Source organism: Streptomyces sp. Ag109_O5-10, assembly GCF_900105755.1.
Taxonomy (GTDB): Bacteria; Actinomycetota; Actinomycetes; order Streptomycetales; family Streptomycetaceae; genus Streptomyces.
The window spans coordinates 3,362,317-3,381,959 of record NZ_FNTQ01000001.1; the positions used below are offsets into that span (position 1 = coordinate 3,362,317).

The window sequence follows — 19,643 nt, forward strand, 5'->3', positions numbered from 1 at the left end:
ACTCCCGCACGAGACGTCAAACCTCCGCCCCCGCCACCTCGGCCGAATGCCGCGGCAAGCCGGCACGTGCCCTCTCCGCAATCCCAGCCCGGATCCAGCGCCATACATGTTCAGGGGCCTGACCCCGAAGAGTCAGACCCCCATTGACCTGAATGTTCGCCAGATCGGCGAAGTGGTGCTCAGCCGCCCACTAGACGTTGAAGCGGAACTCCACCACGTCCCCGTCCTGCATGACGTAGTCCTTGCCCTCCATGCGGGCCTTGCCCTTGGCACGGGCCTCGGCCACCGAGCCGGTTTCGACGAGGTCGGTGAAGGAGATGACCTCCGCCTTGATGAAGCCCTTCTGGAAGTCGGTGTGGATCACGCCGGCCGCCTCGGGGGCCGTGGCGCCCTTCTTGATGGTCCAGGCGCGGGATTCCTTGGGGCCGGCGGTGAGGTAGGTCTGGAGGCCGAGGGTGTCGAAGCCGACGCGGGCCAGGGTGGCGAGGCCGGGCTCCTCTGCGCCCACCGACTCCAGGAGCTCCAGGGCGTCCTCCTCGTCGAGTTCGGCGAGGTCCTGCTCCAGCTTGGCGTTGAGGAAGATCGCCTCGGCGGGGGCGACCAGGGCGCGCTGCTCGGTCTTGAAGTCCTCGTCGAGCAGTTCGTCCTCGTCGACGTTGAAGACGTAGAGGAACGGCTTGGTGGTCAGGAGGTGCAGGTCGTGCAGGAGCTCGGCGCGCTCCGAGCCCTGGACGATGCCGTGGGCGAAGAGCGTGTCGCCCTTCTCCAGGATCTCCTTGGCCTCCTCGACCGCCTTGACCTTGGGGGCCACGTCCTTCTTGATGCGCGACTCCTTCTGGAGACGCGGCAGGACCTTCTCGATGGTCTGGAGGTCGGCGAGGATCAGCTCGGTGTTGATCGTCTCGATGTCGTCCTTCGGCGAGACCTTGCCGTCGACGTGCACGACGTTCTCGTCCTTGAAGGCCCGGATGACCTGGCAGATCGCGTCGGACTCACGGATGTTCGCGAGGAACTTGTTGCCCAGACCCTCACCCTCGGAGGCGCCGCGCACGATGCCCGCGATGTCGACGAAGTCGACCGTGGCCGGGAGGATGCGCTCCGACTTGAAGATCGACGCCAGCTTGGCCAGCCGGGCGTCGGGGACGCCGACGACACCCACGTTGGGCTCGATCGTGGCGAACGGGTAGTTGGCCGCGAGCACGTCGTTCTTGGTCAGGGCGTTGAACAGGGTCGACTTGCCGACATTCGGCAGGCCGACGATTCCGATCGTGAGCGACACGTTGCGACTTCCCGTAGTGAGTGGGTGAGTGAGCCGGGGGGCTGCCAGTGCCGGCGGGCCGGCCGATCCACCAGTTTACGGGGTTCGGGGCACCCTGCCGGCGGCCGCGTCGAACACCTGGCCAAGGGCCGCTCTTCGGCTTGGTTTCGGCGTGTCTGGGCTGCGACTGGGCACATAAACAGACCTAGGTTGGTCCGGTGGAGCATCACAGGACCCGACCCCGACAGCCCGGACCGCGTCGAGGCGGCCCCCGTCCGCCGCTGCCTCCGCAGGGGAGACCGCGGCCGGGGACGGCAGGCCGCCGGCCCACTCCGGGAAGGTCGCGTCCGGCACCGGTGACGCAGCCCGCGCGGCTGCCGAACCCACGGCTCACGGGGCTCGGCTGCGGCCTCTTCTGCATGGCCGCGATGCTCGCGCTCGGCTTCCTGGACGACCTGCTCCTCGGGGCGTCCCTGACCGCGTACGGCGTGCTCTGCCTGCCGGTGTCCGCGCTGACCGCGCTGTGGGTGCGCGGGGGTGATCTGCTGACCGCCCCCGTCGTCATCCCGATCGCCTTCGCCGTCGGACTGACGGCCGTCGCCGACGACGGCGGCGGCGGCTTCCTGGGCGCGGTGATGGGCCTGGTGACGGGCCTGTCCACACAGGCCGGCTGGCTCTACGGCGGGACGCTGATCGCCGGGGTGATCGTCGTCGTCCGCCGGATCCGGATGATCCGGGCGGCCCGGACGGTCCGGCGCCGCCGGACCTGACCCCGGCCGACGGGCCGGGCCGGGGTCATGGGCGGGCCGGCTACTTGGCGTGGTGCGTCGCGCGCATCGCCGCGCCCACGATCCCGGCGTTGTTCTGCAGCTGGGCCGGGACGATCTCGGCCTTGATGCCCTCGATGTACGGCAGGAACTTGTCGGCCTTGCGGCTCACCCCGCCGCCGATGATGAACAGGTTCGGGGTGAAGAGCATCTCGACGTGGGCCAGGTACTTGGTGACCCGGCGCGCCCAGTGCTCCCAGTTCAGCTCCTCGTCCTCCTTGGCCTTGCTGGAGGCCTTCTTCTCCGCGTCGTGGCCGCCCAGCTCCAGGTGGCCGAGCTCGGTGTTGGGGACCAGCTCGCCGTCCACGAACAGGGCGCTGCCGATGCCGGTACCGAAGGTGAGCAGGAGGACGACGCCCTTGCGGTCCCGGCCGGCGCCGAACTCCATCTCGGCCACGCCCGCCGCGTCCGCGTCGTTGACCACGGTCACCGGGAGACCGCCGAGCCGCTCGCTGAACAGCTTGCGCGCGTCGGTGTCGATCCAGCTCTTGTCGACGTTCGCCGCCGTACGGATGTGAGTGCCGTCGGTGATCACCCCGGGGAAGGTGAGCCCGACCGGGCCGCTCCACCCGAAGTGGTCGACGACCTGCTTGACCCCGTCGGCGACGCTGTCCGGCGTCGCCGGGTGCGGGGTGAGCACCTTGTACCGCTCCTGAGCCAGGTCGCCCTTGTCCAGGTCCACGGGAGCGCCCTTGATCCCGGAACCACCGATGTCCACGCCGAAGATCTGCATGGCTCCACGTTACGTCGTACGACTGACAGTCACGACGTCGGACGGGTCCGCGATCACACAGTCGTACGGACGGTGGTCACGCGCCGGCGCCGGTGCCGCCGCGCTCGGCGACCAGGGTGGCCGCCTCTTCGCGCAGGTCACGGCGGAGTTCCTTGGGGAGCGAGAAGGTGATGGACTCCTCGGCCGCCTTGACGATCTCGACATCGCCGTAGCCGCGCTCGGCGAGCCACTCCAGGACCTGCTCGACCAGCACCTCGGGCACGGAGGCGCCGGAGGTGACACCGACGGTCGTCACGCCCTCCAGCCAGGCCTCGTCGATCTCGTCCGCGAAGTCGACCAGGTAGGCCGCGCGGGAACCGGCCAGCTTGGCGACCTCGACCAGCCGCTTGGAGTTGGAGGAGTTGCGGGAGCCGACCACGATGACCAGCTCGGCCTCGGCGCCCATCTGCTTCACAGCGAGCTGGCGGTTCTGCGTGGCGTAGCAGATGTCGTCGCTGGGCGGCGAGATGAGCTGCGGGAACTTCTCCTTGAGGGCGTCGACGGTCTCCATCGTCTCGTCGACGGAGAGGGTGGTCTGGGAGAGCCAGACGACCTTGGACTCGTCGCGGACCTCGACCTTGGCGACGTCCGCCGGGCCGTCGACCAGCTGGATGTGGTCGGGGGCCTCGCCGGAGGTGCCGATGACCTCCTCGTGGCCCTCGTGGCCGATCAGGAGGATGTCGTAGTCCTCGCCCGCGAAGCGGACGGCTTCCTTGTGGACCTTGGTGACGAGCGGGCAGGTCGCGTCGATGGTGGCGAGGCGGCCGCGCTCGGCCTCCTCGTGGACGACGGGGGCGACGCCGTGCGCGGAGAACATCACGATGTTCCCCGGCGGGACCTCCTCGGTCCGCTCGACGAAGATCGCGCCCTTCTTCTCCAGGGTCTGCACGACGTACTTGTTGTGCACGATCTCGTGCCGGACATAGATCGGGGCCCCGTACTGCTCCAGGGCCTTCTCGACGGCGATCACGGCGCGGTCCACACCCGCGCAGTAGCCACGGGGGGCGGCGAGCAGGACACGGCGGCCAGACGAAGCAGTCATGGCACCCATCGTAAGGCCGCGTTCGGGGGGTCGAAGATCGCCTCCGGGTGACGATCCCGGGGAGACTGGCGGAAGACACGGAAGACCGGCGGGTGCGCCGCGTTCCACGACGCGGTCGACGTGTCGGCGGGGGCGCGGCCGCACGATCCCGTCGCCGCGAGCCGGGCTGGTGGTGCCGGTCATGCAGCGCCGCCGGAACCCCGCCGCGGCCTGACCGGCCTCGCCCCCGGTGTCCGGACGGGCTGGAAGGCGCTGTCGGTGCGCGCCGTTACTCTCGGCGCATGGCTTTGAACACGTCCGCTGAAGCTCCCGTCCCCGTCGGCGAGATCTCCCGCCTCATCGGGGGGTGGATCGACCGGCTCGGGGCCGTCTGGGTCGAGGGCCAGATCACGCAGCTGTCGCGGCGGCCGGGGGCCGGGGTCGTGTTCCTGACGTTGCGGGATCCGTCGTACGACATCTCGATCGGCGTGACCTGTTTCCGGCAGGTGTTCGACGCCGTGGCCGACGTGGTCGGCGAGGGGGCCAGGGTCGTCGTGCACGCGAAGCCCGAGTGGTACGCGCCGCGCGGGCAGCTCTCCCTGCGGGCTGTCGAGATACGGCCGGTCGGGGTCGGGGAGCTGCTGGCGCGGCTGGAGATGCTCAAGAAGGCCCTGGCCGCGGAAGGGCTGTTCGCCGCCGGGCGGAAGAAGCCGTTGCCGTTTCTGCCACAGCTGATCGGGCTGGTGTGCGGGCGGGCGTCGGCCGCCGAGCGGGACGTGCTGGAGAACGCCCGGCACCGGTGGCCCGCGGTGCGGTTCGAGGTGCGGAACGTGCCGGTGCAGGGCGTGCACGCCGTCCCGCAGGTCGTGCAGGCCGTGAAGGAGCTGGACGCGATGGAGGAGGTGGATGTGATCGTCGTCGCGCGCGGGGGCGGCAGCGTGGAGGATCTGCTGCCGTTCTCCGACGAGCAGCTGGTGCGGGCGGTCGCGGAGTGCCGTACTCCGGTCGTCTCCGCCATCGGGCACGAGCCCGACAACCCGTTGCTCGACTACGTCGCCGACCTTCGCGCCTCCACCCCCACCGACGCCGCGAAGAAGGTCGTCCCCGACGTGGGGGAAGAGGCGGAGCGGGTGCGGATGCTGCGGGACCGGGGGCGGCGGTGTGTCGACGCGCTGGTGGCGCGGGAGGAGCGGGGACTGGCCAACGCGCTCGCGCGGCCGGCCATGGAGGATCCGCACCGGATGGTCGACGAGCGGGCCGATCACGTCGCCTCGCTGGTGGACCGTTCGCGGCGCACCGTCGGGCATCTGCTCGACCGCGCCGACTCCGAGCTGACGCACACGCACGCGCGCGTGGTGGCCCTCTCCCCGGCCGCCACGCTGAAGCGCGGTTACGCCGTGCTGCAGAAGGGCGACGGTCATGTGGTGCGGGCCCCGGGGGACGTCGAGCCGGGTGAGGCGTTGCGGGCGCGGGTCGCCGAGGGTGAGTTCACGGTGCGGGTGGACGGCTAGCCAGTTCGTACATGCCGTACGGGCGGATGAGAGAGGTATGCGCATGAGCAGCAAGGCGGAGGAGACGCTCTCCTACGAGCAGGCGCGGGACGAGCTGATCGAGACCGTGCGGCGGCTGGAGGCCGGCGGGACGAGCCTTGAGGAGTCGCTGGCGCTCTGGGAGCGGGGCGAGGAGCTGGCCAAGGTGTGCCGGCGGTGGCTGGAGGGGGCACGGGCCCGGCTGGACGCGGCGCTGGCCGAGGAGGAGGGAGAGGAGGCCGAAGAAGCCGAAGAGGAGGGCTGAGCGGCACCGCCGGTGTGAGGCGGATCACCGTGGTCCGGTTTTAGTTGAACCTTGAACCTCCAGCAACGTATGGTCGTGCCGTCAGCCTATCCGGACTGCGGTCCGGATTCGTACGCGATGCGATCCCCCCAGGAAGTTCAACCATGTCTCTCGTTCTCGACCCCGCCGCTCAGGACCTGCTGTTCCGTGAGGCCCGCACGGCCAACACCTTCACCGACGAGCCGGTGACCGACGAGCAGGTCCAGGCGATCTACGACCTGGTCAAGTACGGCCCGACCTCCATGAACCAGTCGCCGCTGCGCGTCACGCTGGTCCGCTCCCCCGAGGCCCGCGAGCGCCTGGTGAAGCACCTGGCCGAGGGCAACCAGCAGAAGACCGCGGCCGCCCCGCTGGTCGCGATCCTCTCCGCGGACAACGAGTTCCACGAGGAGCTTCCGCACCTCTTCCCGCACTTCGAGGGTGCCAAGGCGATGTTCGAGGGCGCCGGCCGCGAGGCCCGCGAGCAGAACGCCGCCCTGAACGCCGCCCTCCAGGCCGCCTACTTCATCATCGGCGTGCGCGCCGCCGGTCTCGCCGCCGGTCCGATGACGGGTGTCGACTTCGCGGGCGTCCAGAAGGAGTTCCTGGACGACGACCACACCCCGTTCGTGGTCGTCAACATCGGCAAGCCGGGCCCGGACGCCTGGTTCCCGCGCGGTCCGCGCCTGGCGTACGACGACGTCGTCACGACCGTCTGAACCACCCCCGCGCAGACGCGGCAGAGGCCCCCGGCAACGGCGCCGGGGGCCTCTCGCGTGCGCGTCGCGACGTCCGTCAGGACAGCTTGAGGGCCGCCGCCATCTTCGTCAGCTCGGTGAACGAGGCGGTTCCGGCCACGACCGTGGTGGAACCGGTGGTGCCGTCCAGCACCAGCGCGTCATAGCGGCCGCCGGTGTAGTGCGTCCAGCTGCGGTCGCCGATCTTCTCGGTCGTCTTCGTGGCCGACGCGCCCTGGCTGGCGTCGTCGATGAAGTCCGCGCGCTTCTGAGTCGACTGCTCGATCTGGACGTACTGACCGTCGGGGGTCTGGTAGCCGAGATGCCAGCGGTCCCCCGCCTCACCCTGGAAGCGGACCGAGGTGGCCTTCCAGGTGCTGGGCAGGCCCTGGGGCGCGGCCACCGGGTAGCTCGCCGCGCGCCGTGCCGTCAGCAGTTCGACCCGGTAGTCGACCCGCTGGATGTCGGGAGCGTGATCGTCGTGCGGGACGAGCAGGTAGATGAAGCCCGCCGCGAGGCCGATCAGGGCCAGGGAGAGAATCATGTCCCGGACCGTCTTCTGCTTGCCGTTCGTGCCTGCCACGTCCCCTATCGTCGCAGGTGCCCCCTGCGCTCATCCGTGGGGTCCCCTGCTCATTTTGTCGGCCTGGCGATAGAGTCGACGGGAAACCCTCATCCGGCCGTCGTCGTATCAGAAAGGTGCGCTCCGATGACCGAGAATCATCATCATCTGCCGTCCGAGCTCGATGTTCCCTCCGAGGCCCCCGACCGCAACCTCGCCCTGGAGCTGGTCCGGGTGACCGAGGCCGCGGCGATGGCCGCGGGACGCTGGGTCGGCCGCGGCGACAAGAACGGCGCCGACGGCGCCGCGGTGCGCGCGATGCGGACCCTCGTCTCCACCGTGTCGATGAACGGCGTGGTCGTCATCGGCGAGGGCGAGAAGGACGAGGCCCCGATGCTCTTCAACGGGGAGCGCATCGGTGACGGCACCGGACCCGAGGTCGACATCGCCGTCGACCCGATCGACGGGACCACGCTGACCGCCAAGGGCATGCCCAACGCGATCGCCGTACTGGCCGCGGCCGAGCGCGGGGCCATGTTCGACCCGTCGGCCGTCTTCTACATGGACAAGCTGGTCACGGGCCCGGAGGCGGCGGACTTCGTCGACATCGACGCGCCCGTCTCCGTCAACATCCGGCGGGTCGCCAAGGCGAAGCGGGCCACCCCGGAGGACGTGACCGTCGTCATCCTCGACCGGCCCCGGCACGAAGGGATCATCAAGGAGATCCGGGAGGCCGGCGCGCGCATCAAGCTGATCTCCGACGGCGACGTCGCCGGGTCGATCTACGCGCTGCGCGAGGGCACGGGCGTCGACATGCTGCTCGGGATCGGCGGCACGCCCGAGGGCATCATCTCGGCGTGCGCGGTGAAGTGCCTGGGCGGGACCATCCAGGGCAAGCTGTGGCCCAAGGACGACGAGGAGCGGCAGCGGGCGATCGACGCCGGGCACGACCTGGACCGGGTGCTGACCACCGAGGACCTGGTGACCGGGGAGAACGTCTTCTTCGTCGCGACGGGCATCACCGACGGCGAGCTGCTGCGGGGGGTGCGGTACCGGTCGGAGACCGCGCTGACCGAGTCGATCGTGATGCGGTCGAAGTCGGGGACGGTGCGGCGGATCGACTCCGAGCACCGGCTGCGCAAGCTGCGGGCCTACAGCACGGTGGATTTCGACAGGCCGAAGTGACGCCGGCCAGAAGGGGGCTGCCGACCGTGTGTGGCCGCGGGTGCGCCGTGGCCGGTCGCGCAGTTCCCCGCGCCCCTTCGGGGCGCTGACTTTCGGGGCGCTGAAAGGTGCCCCAGCCGGTTCGAAAGGCGCCCTCGGTGCGGAGAGGGCGCCTTTTCGTCAGCCGGCCTGGGCTATGCGGTTCGCCGCTGCCGCTCGCGCCGCCTTCTTCAATTCCATCTCGCGACGCCTGCGGCGGGCCAGGACCACGCGGCGCTCCGCCGCGGTGAGGCCGCCCCAGACGCCGTAGGGCTCGGGCTGGACCAGCGCGTGTTCGCGGCACTCGACCATCACAGGGCAGCGGGCACAGACCCGCTTGGCCGCCTCCTCGCGGGACAGCCGGGCGGCGGTGGGCTCCTTGGAGGGTGCGAAGAACAGGCCGGCCTCGTCGCGCTGGCACACCGCCTCGGTGTGCCAGGGTGCGTCTTGGTCCCTGTCCCGCACTGGCACCCGCTGGGCCGGAACGGCAGCTACCTGCAGGGACGAATGCGGCGGTTGCAGCACGGGTCTACTCCTGACGACGGCTTCGCGAGCGAGAGACGATGCAGCAAGGCCTACCCGCTGTGCGCGGGCCTATGCACAGCGTTCTCAACAGCCGTAGCCCGTAGGCTCGTTCACAACCCCTGGGGCCGCTGGGCAAGGAGTGATTCGCGACCGTCAACGGTCCAGGTGTTTGCGCAACTTCCGGTCGACCTTGTCCTGAACCCGGTCCAGGATGTCCGCGATGAGCTTTCCGCGCTTCGGCCGTGCCTCCACGTTGCCGAGGACCGCCCAGCCGTCGACGTAGACGACCGGCGCGTCGGAGTCGACCGAATCCAGCGTGTCCGCCTCGAAGTTGCCGAGCACACCGCCCCCGGTGCCGCGCAGCGACACGTTCTCCGGGACGCGGATCTGGATGTCGCCGAAGACCGAGATCGCCTTGATGACGACCTGCTGGTACTCGAAGATGGCCTCGGTGAGGTCCAGCTCGACGGAGCCGAAGACCGCATAGGCGTGCAGCCGGCGGCCGGCCCGCCAGCGGCCGCGGCGGCGGGCGCTGCTGAAGACGGCGACCACGTTGCTGTCCGCCTCGACGGGGATCGCGCCGGGCGTCGGCCGCGGCGGCACCGGCGTGTAGGCCGGGCCGGCCGGGCGGGCGTGCGCCGCGGGCAGGTCCCGTATGAAGACCTCCAGCTCGCCCACCGTCTTGGCGTTCAGCACCCCCTCCACGCGCTCGGCGTGCTCGTCGGCGGTCAGGCGCCCCTCGGCGAGGGCCTCCCGCAGGATGTCGGCGATACGGTCGCGGTCCGCGTCGGAGGCGCGCAGCTCGGCCACCGGCGCCCCGGCCCGCTCCTGAGGGGTCTGCTTCTGAAGGTCCACGGCAGCAGCGTACCGAAACGCGATAGATCGCGACTACCCCTCGTCCCGGCCTGTGGAAAACCCGTACCGCCCGCGAACTGAGCCTTACCTCACAGGTTCCGTGTCAGCGGCAGGTTCTACGCTGGACAGCGCCCGCCAGCGTCGGCGGGCGGCCGTCCGTCAGAGTGAGGAATGGGCTGAGATGCCTGAGTTCGCGTATACCGATCTGCTCCCCCAGGGCGAGGACACCACCCCGTACCGGCTGGTGACCTCGGAGGGTGTGTCCACCGTCGAGGGACCGGACGGGCGGACGTTCCTCAAGGTGGAGCCGGAGGCGCTGCGCAAGCTGGCCGAGGAGGCCATCCACGACATCCAGCACTACCTGCGCCCGGCCCACCTCGCCCAGCTCCGCCGCATCGTCGACGACCCGGAGGCGTCGAACAACGACAAGTTCGTCGCGCTGGACCTGCTGAAGAACGCGAACATCGCGGCCGCCGGCGTGCTCCCCATGTGCCAGGACACCGGCACGGCGATCGTCATGGGCAAACGCGGGCAGAACGTGCTGACCGAGGGCGGCGACGAGGCGGCGCTGAGCCGCGGCATCTACGACGCGTACCTGAACCTCAACCTGCGCTACTCGCAGATGGCTCCGCTCACCATGTGGGAGGAGAAGAACACCGGGTCGAACCTGCCGGCCCAGATCGAGCTGTACGCCACCGACGGCGGCGCCTACAAGTTCCTCTTCATGGCGAAGGGCGGCGGCTCGGCCAACAAGTCGTTCCTCTACCAGGAGACGAAGGCCGTCCTCAACGAGGCCTCCATGATGAAGTTCCTGGAGGAGAAGATCCGTTCGCTCGGCACGGCCGCCTGCCCGCCGTACCACCTGGCGATCGTGGTGGGCGGTACGAGCGCCGAGTTCGCGCTGAAGACCGCCAAGTACGCCTCCGCGCACTACCTGGACGAGATCCCGGCCGAGGGCTCGGAGCTCGGGCACGGCTTCCGGGACAAGGACCTGGAGCAGAAGGTCTTCGAGCTGACGCAGAAGATCGGCATCGGCGCCCAGTTCGGCGGCAAGTACTTCTGCCACGACGTGCGCGTGGTGCGGCTGCCGCGGCACGGCGCGTCCTGCCCGGTGGCCATCGCGGTCTCCTGCTCCGCCGACCGGCAGGCGGTCGCGAAGATCACCGCGGAGGGCGTGTTCCTGGAGCAGCTGGAGACGGACCCGGCGCGGTTCCTGCCGGAGACGACGGACGAGCACCTCGACGAGTCCTCGGACGTGGTGCGGATCGACCTCAACCAGCCCATGGACACGATCCTCGCCGAGCTGACCAAGTACCCCGTCAAGACCCGGCTCTCGCTCACCGGACCGCTGGTCGTGGCGCGCGACATCGCGCACGCCAAGATCAAGGAGCGGCTCGACGCGGGTGAGGAGATGCCGCAGTACCTGAAGGACCACCCGGTGTACTACGCGGGGCCCGCGAAGACGCCCGAGGGGTACGCCTCCGGGTCCTTCGGGCCCACGACGGCCGGGCGCATGGACTCCTATGTCGAGCAGTTCCAGGCCGCCGGGGGCTCCAAGGTGATGCTCGCCAAGGGGAACCGCAGCAAGCAGGTCACCGACGCGTGCGAGGCGCACGGCGGGTTCTATCTCGGCTCCATCGGGGGGCCGGCCGCGCGGCTCGCGCAGGACTGCATCAAGAAGGTCGAGGTCGTCGAGTACGAGGAGCTCGGCATGGAGGCGGTCTGGAAGATCGAGGTCGAGGACTTCCCTGCGTTCGTCGTCGTGGACGACAAGGGCAACGACTTCTTCCAGGACCCGGCGCCGGCTCCGACGTTCACGTCGATTCCGGTCCGGGGGCCCGGGCTGGCGTAGTGCGCCCGGGGCGGCGGGGGAGGATGTCGCCCCCGCCGCCCCTACCCGTCCCGTCCTTCCAGGGGGTGGGCCCCCTGCGGCCGCCCGTTTCGGGGGCTGCCGCCCCCGGACCCCCGCATCGGCCTCCGGCCTCGTCCTCAAACGCCGGACGGGCTGGAAGGTGGGGGCGGGTCGGCGACCGCCACCGACGCCGGACACGCTGAAGGTGGTGCCACCGGCCTTCGCCACCCACGCCAGACAGGCTGAAGGTGGTGCCACCGGCCTTCGCCACCCACGCCGGACAGGCCGGAGGTGGCGCCCACCGGCCTTCACCCACCGACGTCGAACGGGCTGAAGGGGGTGTCACCCACCGACGCCGGACAGGCCGGAGGTGGTACCCACCGGCCTTCACCCACCGGCGCCGGACGGGCTGAAGGGGGTGTCACCGGCGCCGGACGGGCTGACTGGCGGACGCCGTCAGTCGGGGATGCAGCCGAACCAGTTCACCGTGTCGCGGTCCTTGGTGTAGCCCATGCACCGGACGGTTTCGTCGTGCAGTTTCTCGGTGTGGTCGACCGGGCCGTTCGCGTAGTCCGTCGTGTGGTGGGGCTGCGCCAGGGTGTCGATCGCGACGCGGTACCAGGGACGTTTGCTGGACGGCAGGGTGCAGCCGTGACTCGTCATGTTGCGGCTGGGGTCGCCGCTCCAGACGGGTCGTTCGGCACGGTCGCAGTGGGCCCGGTGGGCACCACCGTCGGCGGCGGCGGTGCCGGCTCCCGCGCCCAGCAGGGTCGCCGTGCCTATGGACACCGCCGCCAGGGCGCCGAGCAGACCCTTGGGAGTGAAGTTCATGAGTGGCCCTCCTGGTAGCCGTGATGACGGCAGGGAATCGCCTTGCCGCCTTGGGTGATCGTCACATTTGTCCGAGATGTCCCGCCTGGTGAGCGGAGGGGCAGTACCCCTTCCCGGTGACGTCGGTGGTGCCAATGCAGCAGGCACCCGGAACAACCACCGCCGCCCGATCGCTGACAAGGGCATGAGCGACTACCGCATCGAACACGACTCCATGGGCGAGGTCCGGGTCCCCGCGCACGCCAAGTGGCGGGCCCAGACCCAACGGGCCGTCGAGAACTTCCCCGTCTCCGGGCAGCGGATCGAGCGCGCGCACATCGCGGCGCTGGCCCGGATCAAGGGCGCGGCGGCCAAGGTGAACGCCGAGCTGGGAGTGGTCGACGAGGACATCGCGCGGGCGATCCAGGAGGCGGCCGAGGAGGTCGCCGAGGGGAAGTGGGACGAGCACTTCCCCGTCGACGTGTTCCAGACCGGGTCCGGCACCTCGTCGAACATGAACACCAACGAGGTCCTCGCCACGCTGGCGACCGAGCGGCTGGGGCGGGACGTCCATCCGAACGACCACGTGAACGCCTCGCAGTCCTCCAACGACGTGTTCCCGTCGTCCATCCACATCGCCGCCACCGCGGCCGTCACCCGGGATCTGATTCCGGCCCTTGAGCACCTCGGCGACTCGCTCACCAGGAAGTCCGAGGAGTTCGCCGATGTGGTGAAGTCGGGGCGGACGCACCTGATGGACGCGACGCCGGTCACGCTGGGGCAGGAGTTCGGGGGGTACGCGGCGCAGGTGCGGTACGGCGTCGAGCGGCTGCGGGCCTCGCTGCCCCGGCTGGCCGAACTGCCGCTCGGCGGTACGGCGGTGGGCACCGGGATCAACACGCCGCCCGGGTTCTCCGCCGCGGTGATCGAGGAGGTCGCGCGGGTCACCGGGCTGCCGTTCACGGAGGCCCGCAACCACTTCGAGGCGCAGGGTGCCCGGGACGGGATCGTGGAGACCAGCGGGCAGCTGCGGACCGTCGCGGTCGGGCTGACGAAGATCGCCAACGACCTGCGGTGGATGTCCTCGGGGCCGCGGACCGGACTCGCCGAGATCTCGCTGCCCGACCTGCAGCCGGGGTCCTCGATCATGCCGGGGAAGGTCAACCCGGTCATCCCCGAGGCCGTGCTGATGGTGGCCGCGCAGGTCATCGGGAACGACCAGACCATCGCCGTGGCCGGCGCGGCCGGGAACTTCGAGCTCAACGTGATGCTGCCGGTCATCGGGAAGAACGTGCTGGAGTCCGTCCGGCTGCTGGCCAACGTGTCGCGGCTGCTGGCCGACCGGACCGTGGACGGGATCACCGCGCACCGGGAGCGGGCCCGGGAGTACGCCGAGTCGTCGCCGTCCGTGGTCACCCCGCTCAACAAGTACATCGGGTACGAGGAGGCCGCCAAGGTGGCCAAGAAGGCGCTCGCGGAACGCAAGACGATCCGCCAGGTGGTCATCGAGGGCGGGTACGTCGAGCGGGGCGACCTGACCGTCGAACAGCTGGACGAGGCGCTGGATGTCCTGCGGATGACACGGCCGTAACCGGGTGCGAACGTTTCGCGCCGCCCGGCCAGAACCGTGACGTCCGCCGCAGCGTCGTATGCCTACGGCACCTAATATCTGTGCATGGCAGACGGTGGAGCGGTGAGACGCGTGATGCGCGGGGAAACGGGCGGTGCGACCGGCGACGGGACCGGTTTCTGGACTCCTGGGAGCCAGATCCTGTGGCGGTACCGGGAGAACGCCGGGCACGGCTTCCACATCGCGCGCCCCGTCACCGTCGTCCGGGACGACGCGGAGCTGCTCGCCGTCTGGCTGGCCCCCGGCACCGAGTGCGTCAGGCCCGTGCTCGCCGACGGCTCGTCGGTCGGTGCGGAACCGCTGGAGTCCCGCTACACCAAACCGCGGTCCGTCACGCGCGGCCACTGGCGCGGCACCGGCGTGCTGAAGCTGGCCCGGCCCGGTCAGCCCTGGTCGGTGTGGCTGTTCTGGGAGCCGGGCTGGCAGTTCAAGAACTGGTACGTCAACCTGGAGCAGCCGCTGGCCCGCTGGGCCGGCGGAGTGGACTCGGAGGACCATTTTCTGGACATCTCCGTGCACCCCGACCGCAGTTGGCGGTGGCTCGACGAGGACGAGTTCGCGCAGGCGCAGCGGGACGGGCTGATGGACGCGGAGACGGCCGCGGCGGTGCGGACGGCGGGCCTGGCCGCGGTGGCCGCCGTCGAGGCCTGGGAGGCGCCCTTCTCGGCCGGCTGGCAGCACTGGCGCCCGGACCCGACCTGGGCGGTACCGTCACTGCCGAAGGACTGGGACCGTACGCCCGCGCACGTGTCCTCATGAGACCCTTGATGCGCCCCCGGCCCACAACCGTAGGATCGTCCTCCGCAAGGAAGCGTGAGCACAACTCCCGGATCATGCGCCGGGCTTGACCGAACGTCACCGAGGGGCGGCAGGACGTGAGCGAGGGGTACGAGGGCAACACCGGCGAGCGGCCCGCGGGCCGCAGACCGTTCGCCGGTGGCACAGGAACAGCCTCCAGCCACGCCGAAATTCCGTTCCTGGGACACGTAATCCGGGTATCGGCACTTCGGCGGGACCACCTGCGCGCCCGGCGCGCAGCCCCGGACGGACGGATTCGACACGCGTGACGGAGCACCCCACCTCCTACGAGCGCCCACAGCCGGGCGCCGACCCCGCGGAGGCCCGCGGGGCGCTCCTGCGTACCCCGCAGCCGCAGCTGCAGGCGCCGGGACAACCCCAGCCCTGTCCGCGCGGCGGCACCGCCTTACCGGCACAGGCCCGCACGGGCGAGACGCCCTCCGGCCCCGGTACCAGCACGTCCGAGGAGCACTCCGTCAACGGCCCCGAGCACGCCCAGCCCACCAGCGCTGAGCCCGATCCGCACCGGCCGCGCCCCGTCCCCGAGGGCATTCCGCCGCAGCCCGGCGCCGAGCCGGAGCGGGTGGCGAGCGCGCAGGAGCGGCGTACCGGACGCGGGCTGCCGCCGGGCCGGCCGATGCCGATGCGGCGGGACGGCGACCGGCTGCGCTTCGTGGGCGCCGCGACCCGGCGGATCGCCCGGGGCATCGACCTGGACGAGATCGTGATGGGGCTGTGCCGGGCGACCGTGCCGACCTTCTCGGACGCGATCCTGGTCTATCTGCGCGACCCGCTGCCGGTCGGCGACGAGCGTCCCGTCGGCCCGGTGGTGCTGCGGCTGCGCCGCACCGACCGGATCCCTGAGGAGCGGGACAGCGACGGCGGCTTCCTGCCGGTACCGGTCCCGGAGCCGGATCCGGCCGACCTCGGCCTGGCCGCGCTCACCGCGGAGCTGTGCGAGGTGCGGCCGGGCGGCGCGCTGAACGAGGTGCTGCGGGGCGTACGGCCGGTTTTCGCCGACTCCCCCGCGGCGCGCGCGGCGCTGCCCGAGCTCCTCGGTGAGGGCAGCGAGTCGCTCGTCCCCGGCGCCCAGCACGCGATCCTCGCCCCGCTGCGCGGCCGGCGCCGGGTGATCGGCGCGGCCCTCTTCCTGCGCCGCCCGGAGCGGCCGGCGTTCGAGGCCGACGACCTGCTGGTCGCCGCCCAGCTGGCCACGCACAGCGCGCTCGGCATCGACAAGGCGGTGCTGTACGGCCGGGAGGCCTACATCGCCGACGAGCTGCAGCGGACCATGCTGCCGGAGAACCTGCCGAGCGCGACGGGTGTGCGGCTGGCGTCCCGCTATCTGCCGGCCGCCGAGACGGCCCGGGTGGGCGGCGACTGGTACGACGCGATCCCGCTGCCCGGGAGCCGGGTGGCGCTGGTCGTCGGTGACGTCATGGGCCACTCGATGACGTCGGCGGCCATCATGGGCCAGCTGCGGACGACCGCGCAGACGCTGGCGGGCCTCGATCTGCCGCCGCAGGAGGTCCTGCACCACCTGGACGAGCAGGCCCAGCGGCTCGGCTCCGACCGGATGGCGACCTGCCTGTACGCCGTGTACGACCCGGTGTCGCACCGCATCACCATCGCCAACGCCGGCCATCCGCCGCCGGTGCTGCTGCACCTGGGCGGCCACGCCGAGGTGCTGCGGGTGCCGGCCGGGGCGCCGATCGGCGTCGGCGGGGTCGACTTCGAGGCGGTGGAGCTGGACGCGCCGGCCGGGGCGACGCTGCTGCTGTACACCGACGGTCTCGTGGAGTCCCGGCTGCGGGACGTGTGGACCGGCATAGAGCAGCTGCGGGAGAAGCTCGCCGCGACGGCGCAGCTGACGGGGCCGGACCATCCGCCGCCGCTCGAAGCGCTGTGCGACGAGGTGCTCGACATGCTCGGGCCGGGTGACCGCGACGACGACATCGCGCTGCTCGCGGCCCGGTTCGACGGGATCGCGCCGAGCGACGTGGCGTACTGGTTCCTGGAGCCGGAGGACGCGGCGCCGGGGCGGGCCCGGCGGCTCGCGCGGCGGGCGCTGGCCCGCTGGGGGCTCGAGGAACTGACCGACTCCGTGGAGCTGCTGGTCAGCGAGGTCGTGACGAACGCGGTGCGGTACGCGTCGCGGCCGGTGACGTTGCGGTTGCTGCGGACCGATGTGCTGCGCTGCGAGGTCGGGGACGACGTGCCCCAGCTGCCGCGGCTGCGGCAGGCCCGCGCGACGGACGAGGGCGGCCGGGGGCTGTACCTGGTGAACCGGCTGGCACGGCGGTGGGGGGCGACGCGGCTGAGTACCGGCAAGGTGGTGTGGTTCGAGCTGAACAGGTAGCGCGGTAGGGGCTGCTCGGGGTCGCCCGGGAGCTGCGGGCCGGTCGCGCGGTTCCCCGCGCCTCTCCAGGGCGCTACGGCCGGCGCCCTGAAGGGCCGGTGGGAACTGCGCGAGCGACCACGACGCTCCCGCACCCGGCGGTGTGCCGGGTGCGGGGGGGCTCGGCTACTGCTCGTCCGCCGGATTCAGCGGATTGTCCGTGATGCCGCCCGTCGGGCTCTGCGACGGGCTCGACGGGGCGCTGGTCGTCGGATCCGGGGACTTCGTCGGGGTCTGGGACGGCGTCTGGGACGGCGTCTGCGACGGGGACGCGGACTTCGTCGGGGTCTGGGACGGGGTCTGCGAGGGCGTCTCGGACGGGGACTCGCTGATGCTCGGGGTGTCCGTCGGCTTGACGGCCGCGCCCAGCTCCGTGTTCAGGTCGAACTTCGCCTTCTTCGTGACGCCGAAGGTGTACGTCGCCCAGATCTGCGCCGGGTAACCGCCACCGTTGATACGGCCGGTGCCGGGGATCAGGCCGGTGGCGCCGGTGAGGGGGACCTGGTTGTGGGTCTTGGCGTCCTCGCCGAACAGCCCGACCGAGGTCACCAGGTCGGGCGTGTAACCGGTGAACCAGGCCGACTTGTTGTTGTCGGACGTACCCGTCTTGCCGGCCACCTGCTGCCCCTTGCGCAGCGGGTTCTGGGCCACCGACACCTTGGCCGTGCCGTCGTCGACCACGCCGGTCAGCACCGACGTCACCTGGTCGGCCGCCTCGGCGCTGATCACCTGCTCGCCGATGGGGTCCGGCAGGTCGACCTTGCGCCCGGTCTTCTCCGCAGACGCGAGGATCGTCGGGGTGACCTTCCGGCCGTGGTTGTCGAGCGTGGCGTACACCGAGGCCATCTCCAGCGGGCTCGCGCCCATGCTGCCCAGGGTCATCGCGGGCACCGCCTGGAGGTTTTCGGTGTCCAGGCCGAGGTCGTCGGCGGTCTTCAGCACGTTCTTCATGCCGACGTCCACGCCCATCTGCGCGAACACCGAGTTGACGGACTTGTTCATCGCCGTCTGCACGGTGATGTTGCCGTAGTCCGCGTCGTCCTCGTTCGGCGGGGCGAAGGCGATGTCGCTGCCCTTGACGGGACGGCCGCTGGTGCCGTCGTAGATCGTGTCGGCGTTGATGTCCTTGCCGTTCTGCGTCTTGGCGTCCTGGTCGAGCGCGGCGGCGAGGATGATCGGCTTGAAGGTGGACGCCGGCTGGTAGTCGGCGCGGGTGGCGTTGTTCGTGTAGTGCTTGTAGTAGTCGATGCCGCCGTACAGGGCGAGGACCTTGCCGGTCTTGGGGTCGACGGAGACGGCACCGGCCTGGACGTTCTTGTCGACCTTGCGCTTCTTGCCGTCGAGCTTGCTGGTGAGCTGGCTCTTGACGGCCGCCTCCAGCTTGGCCTGCTTCTTCGGGTCGATGTTCAGGGTGATCGTCCAGCCCTGGTCGACGACCTGGGCCTCGGCCTGGGACCGGGTGATGTTCTGCGACTTCATCAGCTGGTTCTCCAGCTGGGTGTTGGCCAGGTCGACCAGGTAGCCCTTCTGGCCCTCCAGACCGGACGCGGGCTTCGGGTCCTTGGGGATCGGGAACTTCATGGCGTCGCGCGCGGACTTGTCCAGCCACTTCTGGCCGACCATGTTGTCCAGGACGTAGTTCCAGCGGGCCTGCACCAGCTTCTTGCCGACAGGACCCGCCACCGCCCAGTCGTACTGGCTGGGCGCCTGCAGCAGCGCGGCCAGGTAGGCGCCCTGCTCGACCGAGAGCTTGTCGGCGTCTACGCGGTAGTAGGCCTGGGCGGCGGCCTGTATGCCGTAGGCGCCGCGGCCGTAGTAGCTGGTGTTGATGTAACCGGCGAGGATGTCGTCCTTGGACTTCTCGCGGTCCACCTTCAGCGAGATGACCAGTTCCTTCAGCTTGCGGGTGACGGTCTGGTCCTGGTCGAGGTAGTAGTTCTTGACGTACTGCTGGGTGATCGTGGACCCGCCCTGGGTGCCGCGGCCCCGCGCGGTGTTGTAGAGGCCGCGGGCCATGCCCCTGAGGTCGATGCCGTTGTCCGTGTAGAAGGTCTTGTTCTCCGCGGCGACGAAGGTGTGCTGGACGGCCTTCGGGACCTTGGAGAGGTCGACGATCTCGCGGTTGACGGTGCCCTTGCGGGCCAGGACCGAGCCGTCGCTGTACTTGTAGACGTTGCTCTGCGTCTGCGCGAGCGCGTTGCCCTCGGGGACGCTCACCATCATGTACAGCGCGATGAAGGAGCCGATGCCCAGCAGGCAGACGGTGAAGAACGCGCCGAGCATCCTTTTCCAGGTGAACAGTCTGCGTATGCGGCCCCTGGCGGGCTTGCCCGGCGCACCGGGCCTGCCGGGCGGCTTGGCGGCGGCCCGCCGGCGCTCCGCGCGGGTGGCGCCCTCGGCGGCCGCGGCGGCCGGCGACTCGACGGTCGTGCTGGTCCCGCTCTCCGCCCGCGTGTCGGGCGCGGCCTGCTGGGACGTACGGTTCCGGGGCGCGGCGCGGCGGCCGCCACGCTGTCGCGCTCTTCTCTCGTCCGCTCGTCCCATGAGTCCGTCTGCTCCGCTTCGTCTCGGCTGTCACACGTG

17 protein-coding genes are annotated in these 19,643 nt (G+C 70.7%); 9 read left to right on the forward strand and 8 right to left on the reverse strand.

Annotated elements, in window-relative coordinates; genetic code table 11:
* Window positions 1-190 precede the first annotated feature (190 nt).
* Window positions 191-1,279 carry a redox-regulated ATPase YchF gene (gene ychF / locus BLW82_RS15275; protein ID WP_093499322.1) on the reverse strand — a complete coding sequence of 363 codons (1,089 nt, stop codon included), beginning with the start codon at window positions 1,277-1,279 and terminating at the stop codon, window positions 191-193.
* A gap of 197 nt (window positions 1,280-1,476) precedes the next feature.
* On the opposite strand from ychF, the gene BLW82_RS15280 reads away from it, so the two are divergent.
* A complete protein-coding gene (locus BLW82_RS15280; RefSeq protein WP_177232956.1) occupies window positions 1,477-2,028 on the forward strand; it encodes a DUF6542 domain-containing protein in 552 nt (183 codons plus the stop codon).
* A gap of 40 nt (window positions 2,029-2,068) precedes the next feature.
* Here BLW82_RS15280 and ppgK read toward each other — a convergent pair whose 3' ends face one another.
* Window positions 2,069-2,818, reverse strand: coding sequence for a polyphosphate--glucose phosphotransferase (gene ppgK / locus BLW82_RS15285; protein WP_093499324.1), 750 nt, complete (start codon window positions 2,816-2,818; stop codon window positions 2,069-2,071).
* Between the two features lie 76 nt (window positions 2,819-2,894).
* Window positions 2,895-3,908 carry a 4-hydroxy-3-methylbut-2-enyl diphosphate reductase gene (locus BLW82_RS15290; protein WP_093499325.1) on the reverse strand — a complete coding sequence of 338 codons (1,014 nt, stop codon included), beginning with the start codon at window positions 3,906-3,908 and terminating at the stop codon, window positions 2,895-2,897.
* 272 nt (window positions 3,909-4,180) lie between these two features.
* Here BLW82_RS15290 and xseA point away from each other — a divergent pair, with 272 nt between their 5' ends.
* The 3 genes from xseA to BLW82_RS15305 all read left to right on the forward strand — a co-directional run bounded on the left by xseA (window position 4,181) and on the right by BLW82_RS15305 (window position 6,409).
* Window positions 4,181-5,389 carry an exodeoxyribonuclease VII large subunit gene (gene xseA / locus BLW82_RS15295; RefSeq protein WP_093499326.1) on the forward strand — a complete coding sequence of 403 codons (1,209 nt, stop codon included), beginning with the start codon at window positions 4,181-4,183 and terminating at the stop codon, window positions 5,387-5,389.
* A 43-nt stretch (window positions 5,390-5,432) separates the two neighbouring features.
* Window positions 5,433-5,672, forward strand: a complete 240-nt coding sequence (locus BLW82_RS15300; RefSeq protein WP_093508058.1) for an exodeoxyribonuclease VII small subunit — start codon at window positions 5,433-5,435, stop codon at window positions 5,670-5,672.
* Between the two features lie 143 nt (window positions 5,673-5,815).
* The gene (locus BLW82_RS15305; RefSeq protein WP_093499327.1) at window positions 5,816-6,409 is read left to right on the forward strand and encodes a malonic semialdehyde reductase; all 594 of its coding nucleotides are present in this window, start codon (window positions 5,816-5,818) and stop codon (window positions 6,407-6,409) included.
* A 76-nt stretch (window positions 6,410-6,485) separates the two neighbouring features.
* On the opposite strand, the gene BLW82_RS15310 is transcribed toward BLW82_RS15305, so the two are convergent.
* Window positions 6,486-7,010 carry a DUF4245 domain-containing protein gene (locus tag BLW82_RS15310; protein WP_093499328.1) on the reverse strand — a complete coding sequence of 175 codons (525 nt, stop codon included), beginning with the start codon at window positions 7,008-7,010 and terminating at the stop codon, window positions 6,486-6,488.
* Between the two features lie 126 nt (window positions 7,011-7,136).
* Between BLW82_RS15310 and glpX the strand changes: the two genes are divergently transcribed.
* Window positions 7,137-8,174, forward strand: coding sequence for a class II fructose-bisphosphatase (glpX, locus tag BLW82_RS15315; protein ID WP_093499329.1), 1,038 nt, complete (start codon window positions 7,137-7,139; stop codon window positions 8,172-8,174).
* A gap of 159 nt (window positions 8,175-8,333) precedes the next feature.
* Here glpX and BLW82_RS15320 read toward each other — a convergent pair whose 3' ends face one another.
* Entirely contained in the window at window positions 8,334-8,717 is a 384-nt protein-coding gene (locus BLW82_RS15320) for a WhiB family transcriptional regulator (RefSeq protein ID WP_093499330.1), read from the reverse strand.
* Between the two features lie 153 nt (window positions 8,718-8,870).
* Window positions 8,871-9,572, reverse strand: a complete 702-nt coding sequence (locus BLW82_RS15325; RefSeq protein ID WP_093499331.1) for a DUF1707 SHOCT-like domain-containing protein — start codon at window positions 9,570-9,572, stop codon at window positions 8,871-8,873.
* Between the two features lie 181 nt (window positions 9,573-9,753).
* Here BLW82_RS15325 and BLW82_RS15330 point away from each other — a divergent pair, with 181 nt between their 5' ends.
* On the forward strand, window positions 9,754-11,424 hold the full coding sequence (locus tag BLW82_RS15330; RefSeq protein ID WP_093499332.1) for a fumarate hydratase: 1,671 nt from the start codon (window positions 9,754-9,756) through the stop codon (window positions 11,422-11,424).
* Between the two features lie 456 nt (window positions 11,425-11,880).
* Here BLW82_RS15330 and BLW82_RS15335 read toward each other — a convergent pair whose 3' ends face one another.
* Window positions 11,881-12,255, reverse strand: coding sequence for a hypothetical protein (locus BLW82_RS15335; RefSeq protein ID WP_093499333.1), 375 nt, complete (start codon window positions 12,253-12,255; stop codon window positions 11,881-11,883).
* 184 nt (window positions 12,256-12,439) lie between these two features.
* Here BLW82_RS15335 and BLW82_RS15340 point away from each other — a divergent pair, with 184 nt between their 5' ends.
* The 3 genes from BLW82_RS15340 to BLW82_RS15350 all read left to right on the forward strand — a co-directional run bounded on the left by BLW82_RS15340 (window position 12,440) and on the right by BLW82_RS15350 (window position 17,021).
* Complete coding sequence (locus tag BLW82_RS15340) at window positions 12,440-13,825, forward strand: class II fumarate hydratase (RefSeq protein WP_093499334.1); 1,386 nt, start codon at window positions 12,440-12,442, stop codon at window positions 13,823-13,825.
* Between the two features lie 84 nt (window positions 13,826-13,909).
* Window positions 13,910-14,623: a cytidylyl-2-hydroxypropylphosphonate hydrolase gene (locus BLW82_RS15345; protein ID WP_093499335.1), complete on the forward strand. Its 714-nt coding sequence runs from the start codon at window positions 13,910-13,912 to the stop codon at window positions 14,621-14,623.
* A 304-nt stretch (window positions 14,624-14,927) separates the two neighbouring features.
* A complete protein-coding gene (locus BLW82_RS15350) occupies window positions 14,928-17,021 on the forward strand; it encodes a SpoIIE family protein phosphatase (protein ID WP_093499336.1) in 2,094 nt (697 codons plus the stop codon).
* A 165-nt stretch (window positions 17,022-17,186) separates the two neighbouring features.
* On the opposite strand, the gene BLW82_RS15355 is transcribed toward BLW82_RS15350, so the two are convergent.
* The gene (locus tag BLW82_RS15355) at window positions 17,187-19,604 is read right to left on the reverse strand and encodes a transglycosylase domain-containing protein (RefSeq protein WP_093499337.1); all 2,418 of its coding nucleotides are present in this window, start codon (window positions 19,602-19,604) and stop codon (window positions 17,187-17,189) included.
* Window positions 19,605-19,643 lie beyond the last annotated feature (39 nt).

Excerpts from the sequence above, each read along its gene's own strand:
- xseA (WP_093499326.1), top strand. The coding sequence starts at position 4,181 with ATGGCTTTGAACACGTCCGCTGAAGCTCCCGTCCCCGTCGGCGAGATC.
- BLW82_RS15330 (WP_093499332.1), top strand. The coding sequence starts at position 9,754 with ATGCCTGAGTTCGCGTATACCGATCTGCTCCCCCAGGGCGAGGACACC.
- glpX (WP_093499329.1), top strand. The coding sequence starts at position 7,137 with ATGACCGAGAATCATCATCATCTGCCGTCCGAGCTCGATGTTCCCTCC.
- BLW82_RS15345 (WP_093499335.1), top strand. The coding sequence starts at position 13,910 with ATGGCAGACGGTGGAGCGGTGAGACGCGTGATGCGCGGGGAAACGGGC.
- BLW82_RS15340 (WP_093499334.1), top strand. The coding sequence starts at position 12,440 with ATGAGCGACTACCGCATCGAACACGACTCCATGGGCGAGGTCCGGGTC.
- ppgK (WP_093499324.1), bottom strand. The coding sequence starts at position 2,818 with ATGCAGATCTTCGGCGTGGACATCGGTGGTTCCGGGATCAAGGGCGCT.
- BLW82_RS15290 (WP_093499325.1), bottom strand. The coding sequence starts at position 3,908 with ATGGGTGCCATGACTGCTTCGTCTGGCCGCCGTGTCCTGCTCGCCGCC.
- BLW82_RS15355 (WP_093499337.1), bottom strand. The coding sequence starts at position 19,604 with ATGGGACGAGCGGACGAGAGAAGAGCGCGACAGCGTGGCGGCCGCCGC.
- BLW82_RS15300 (WP_093508058.1), top strand. The coding sequence starts at position 5,433 with ATGAGCAGCAAGGCGGAGGAGACGCTCTCCTACGAGCAGGCGCGGGAC.
- BLW82_RS15335 (WP_093499333.1), bottom strand. The coding sequence starts at position 12,255 with ATGAACTTCACTCCCAAGGGTCTGCTCGGCGCCCTGGCGGCGGTGTCC.
- BLW82_RS15305 (WP_093499327.1), top strand. The coding sequence starts at position 5,816 with ATGTCTCTCGTTCTCGACCCCGCCGCTCAGGACCTGCTGTTCCGTGAG.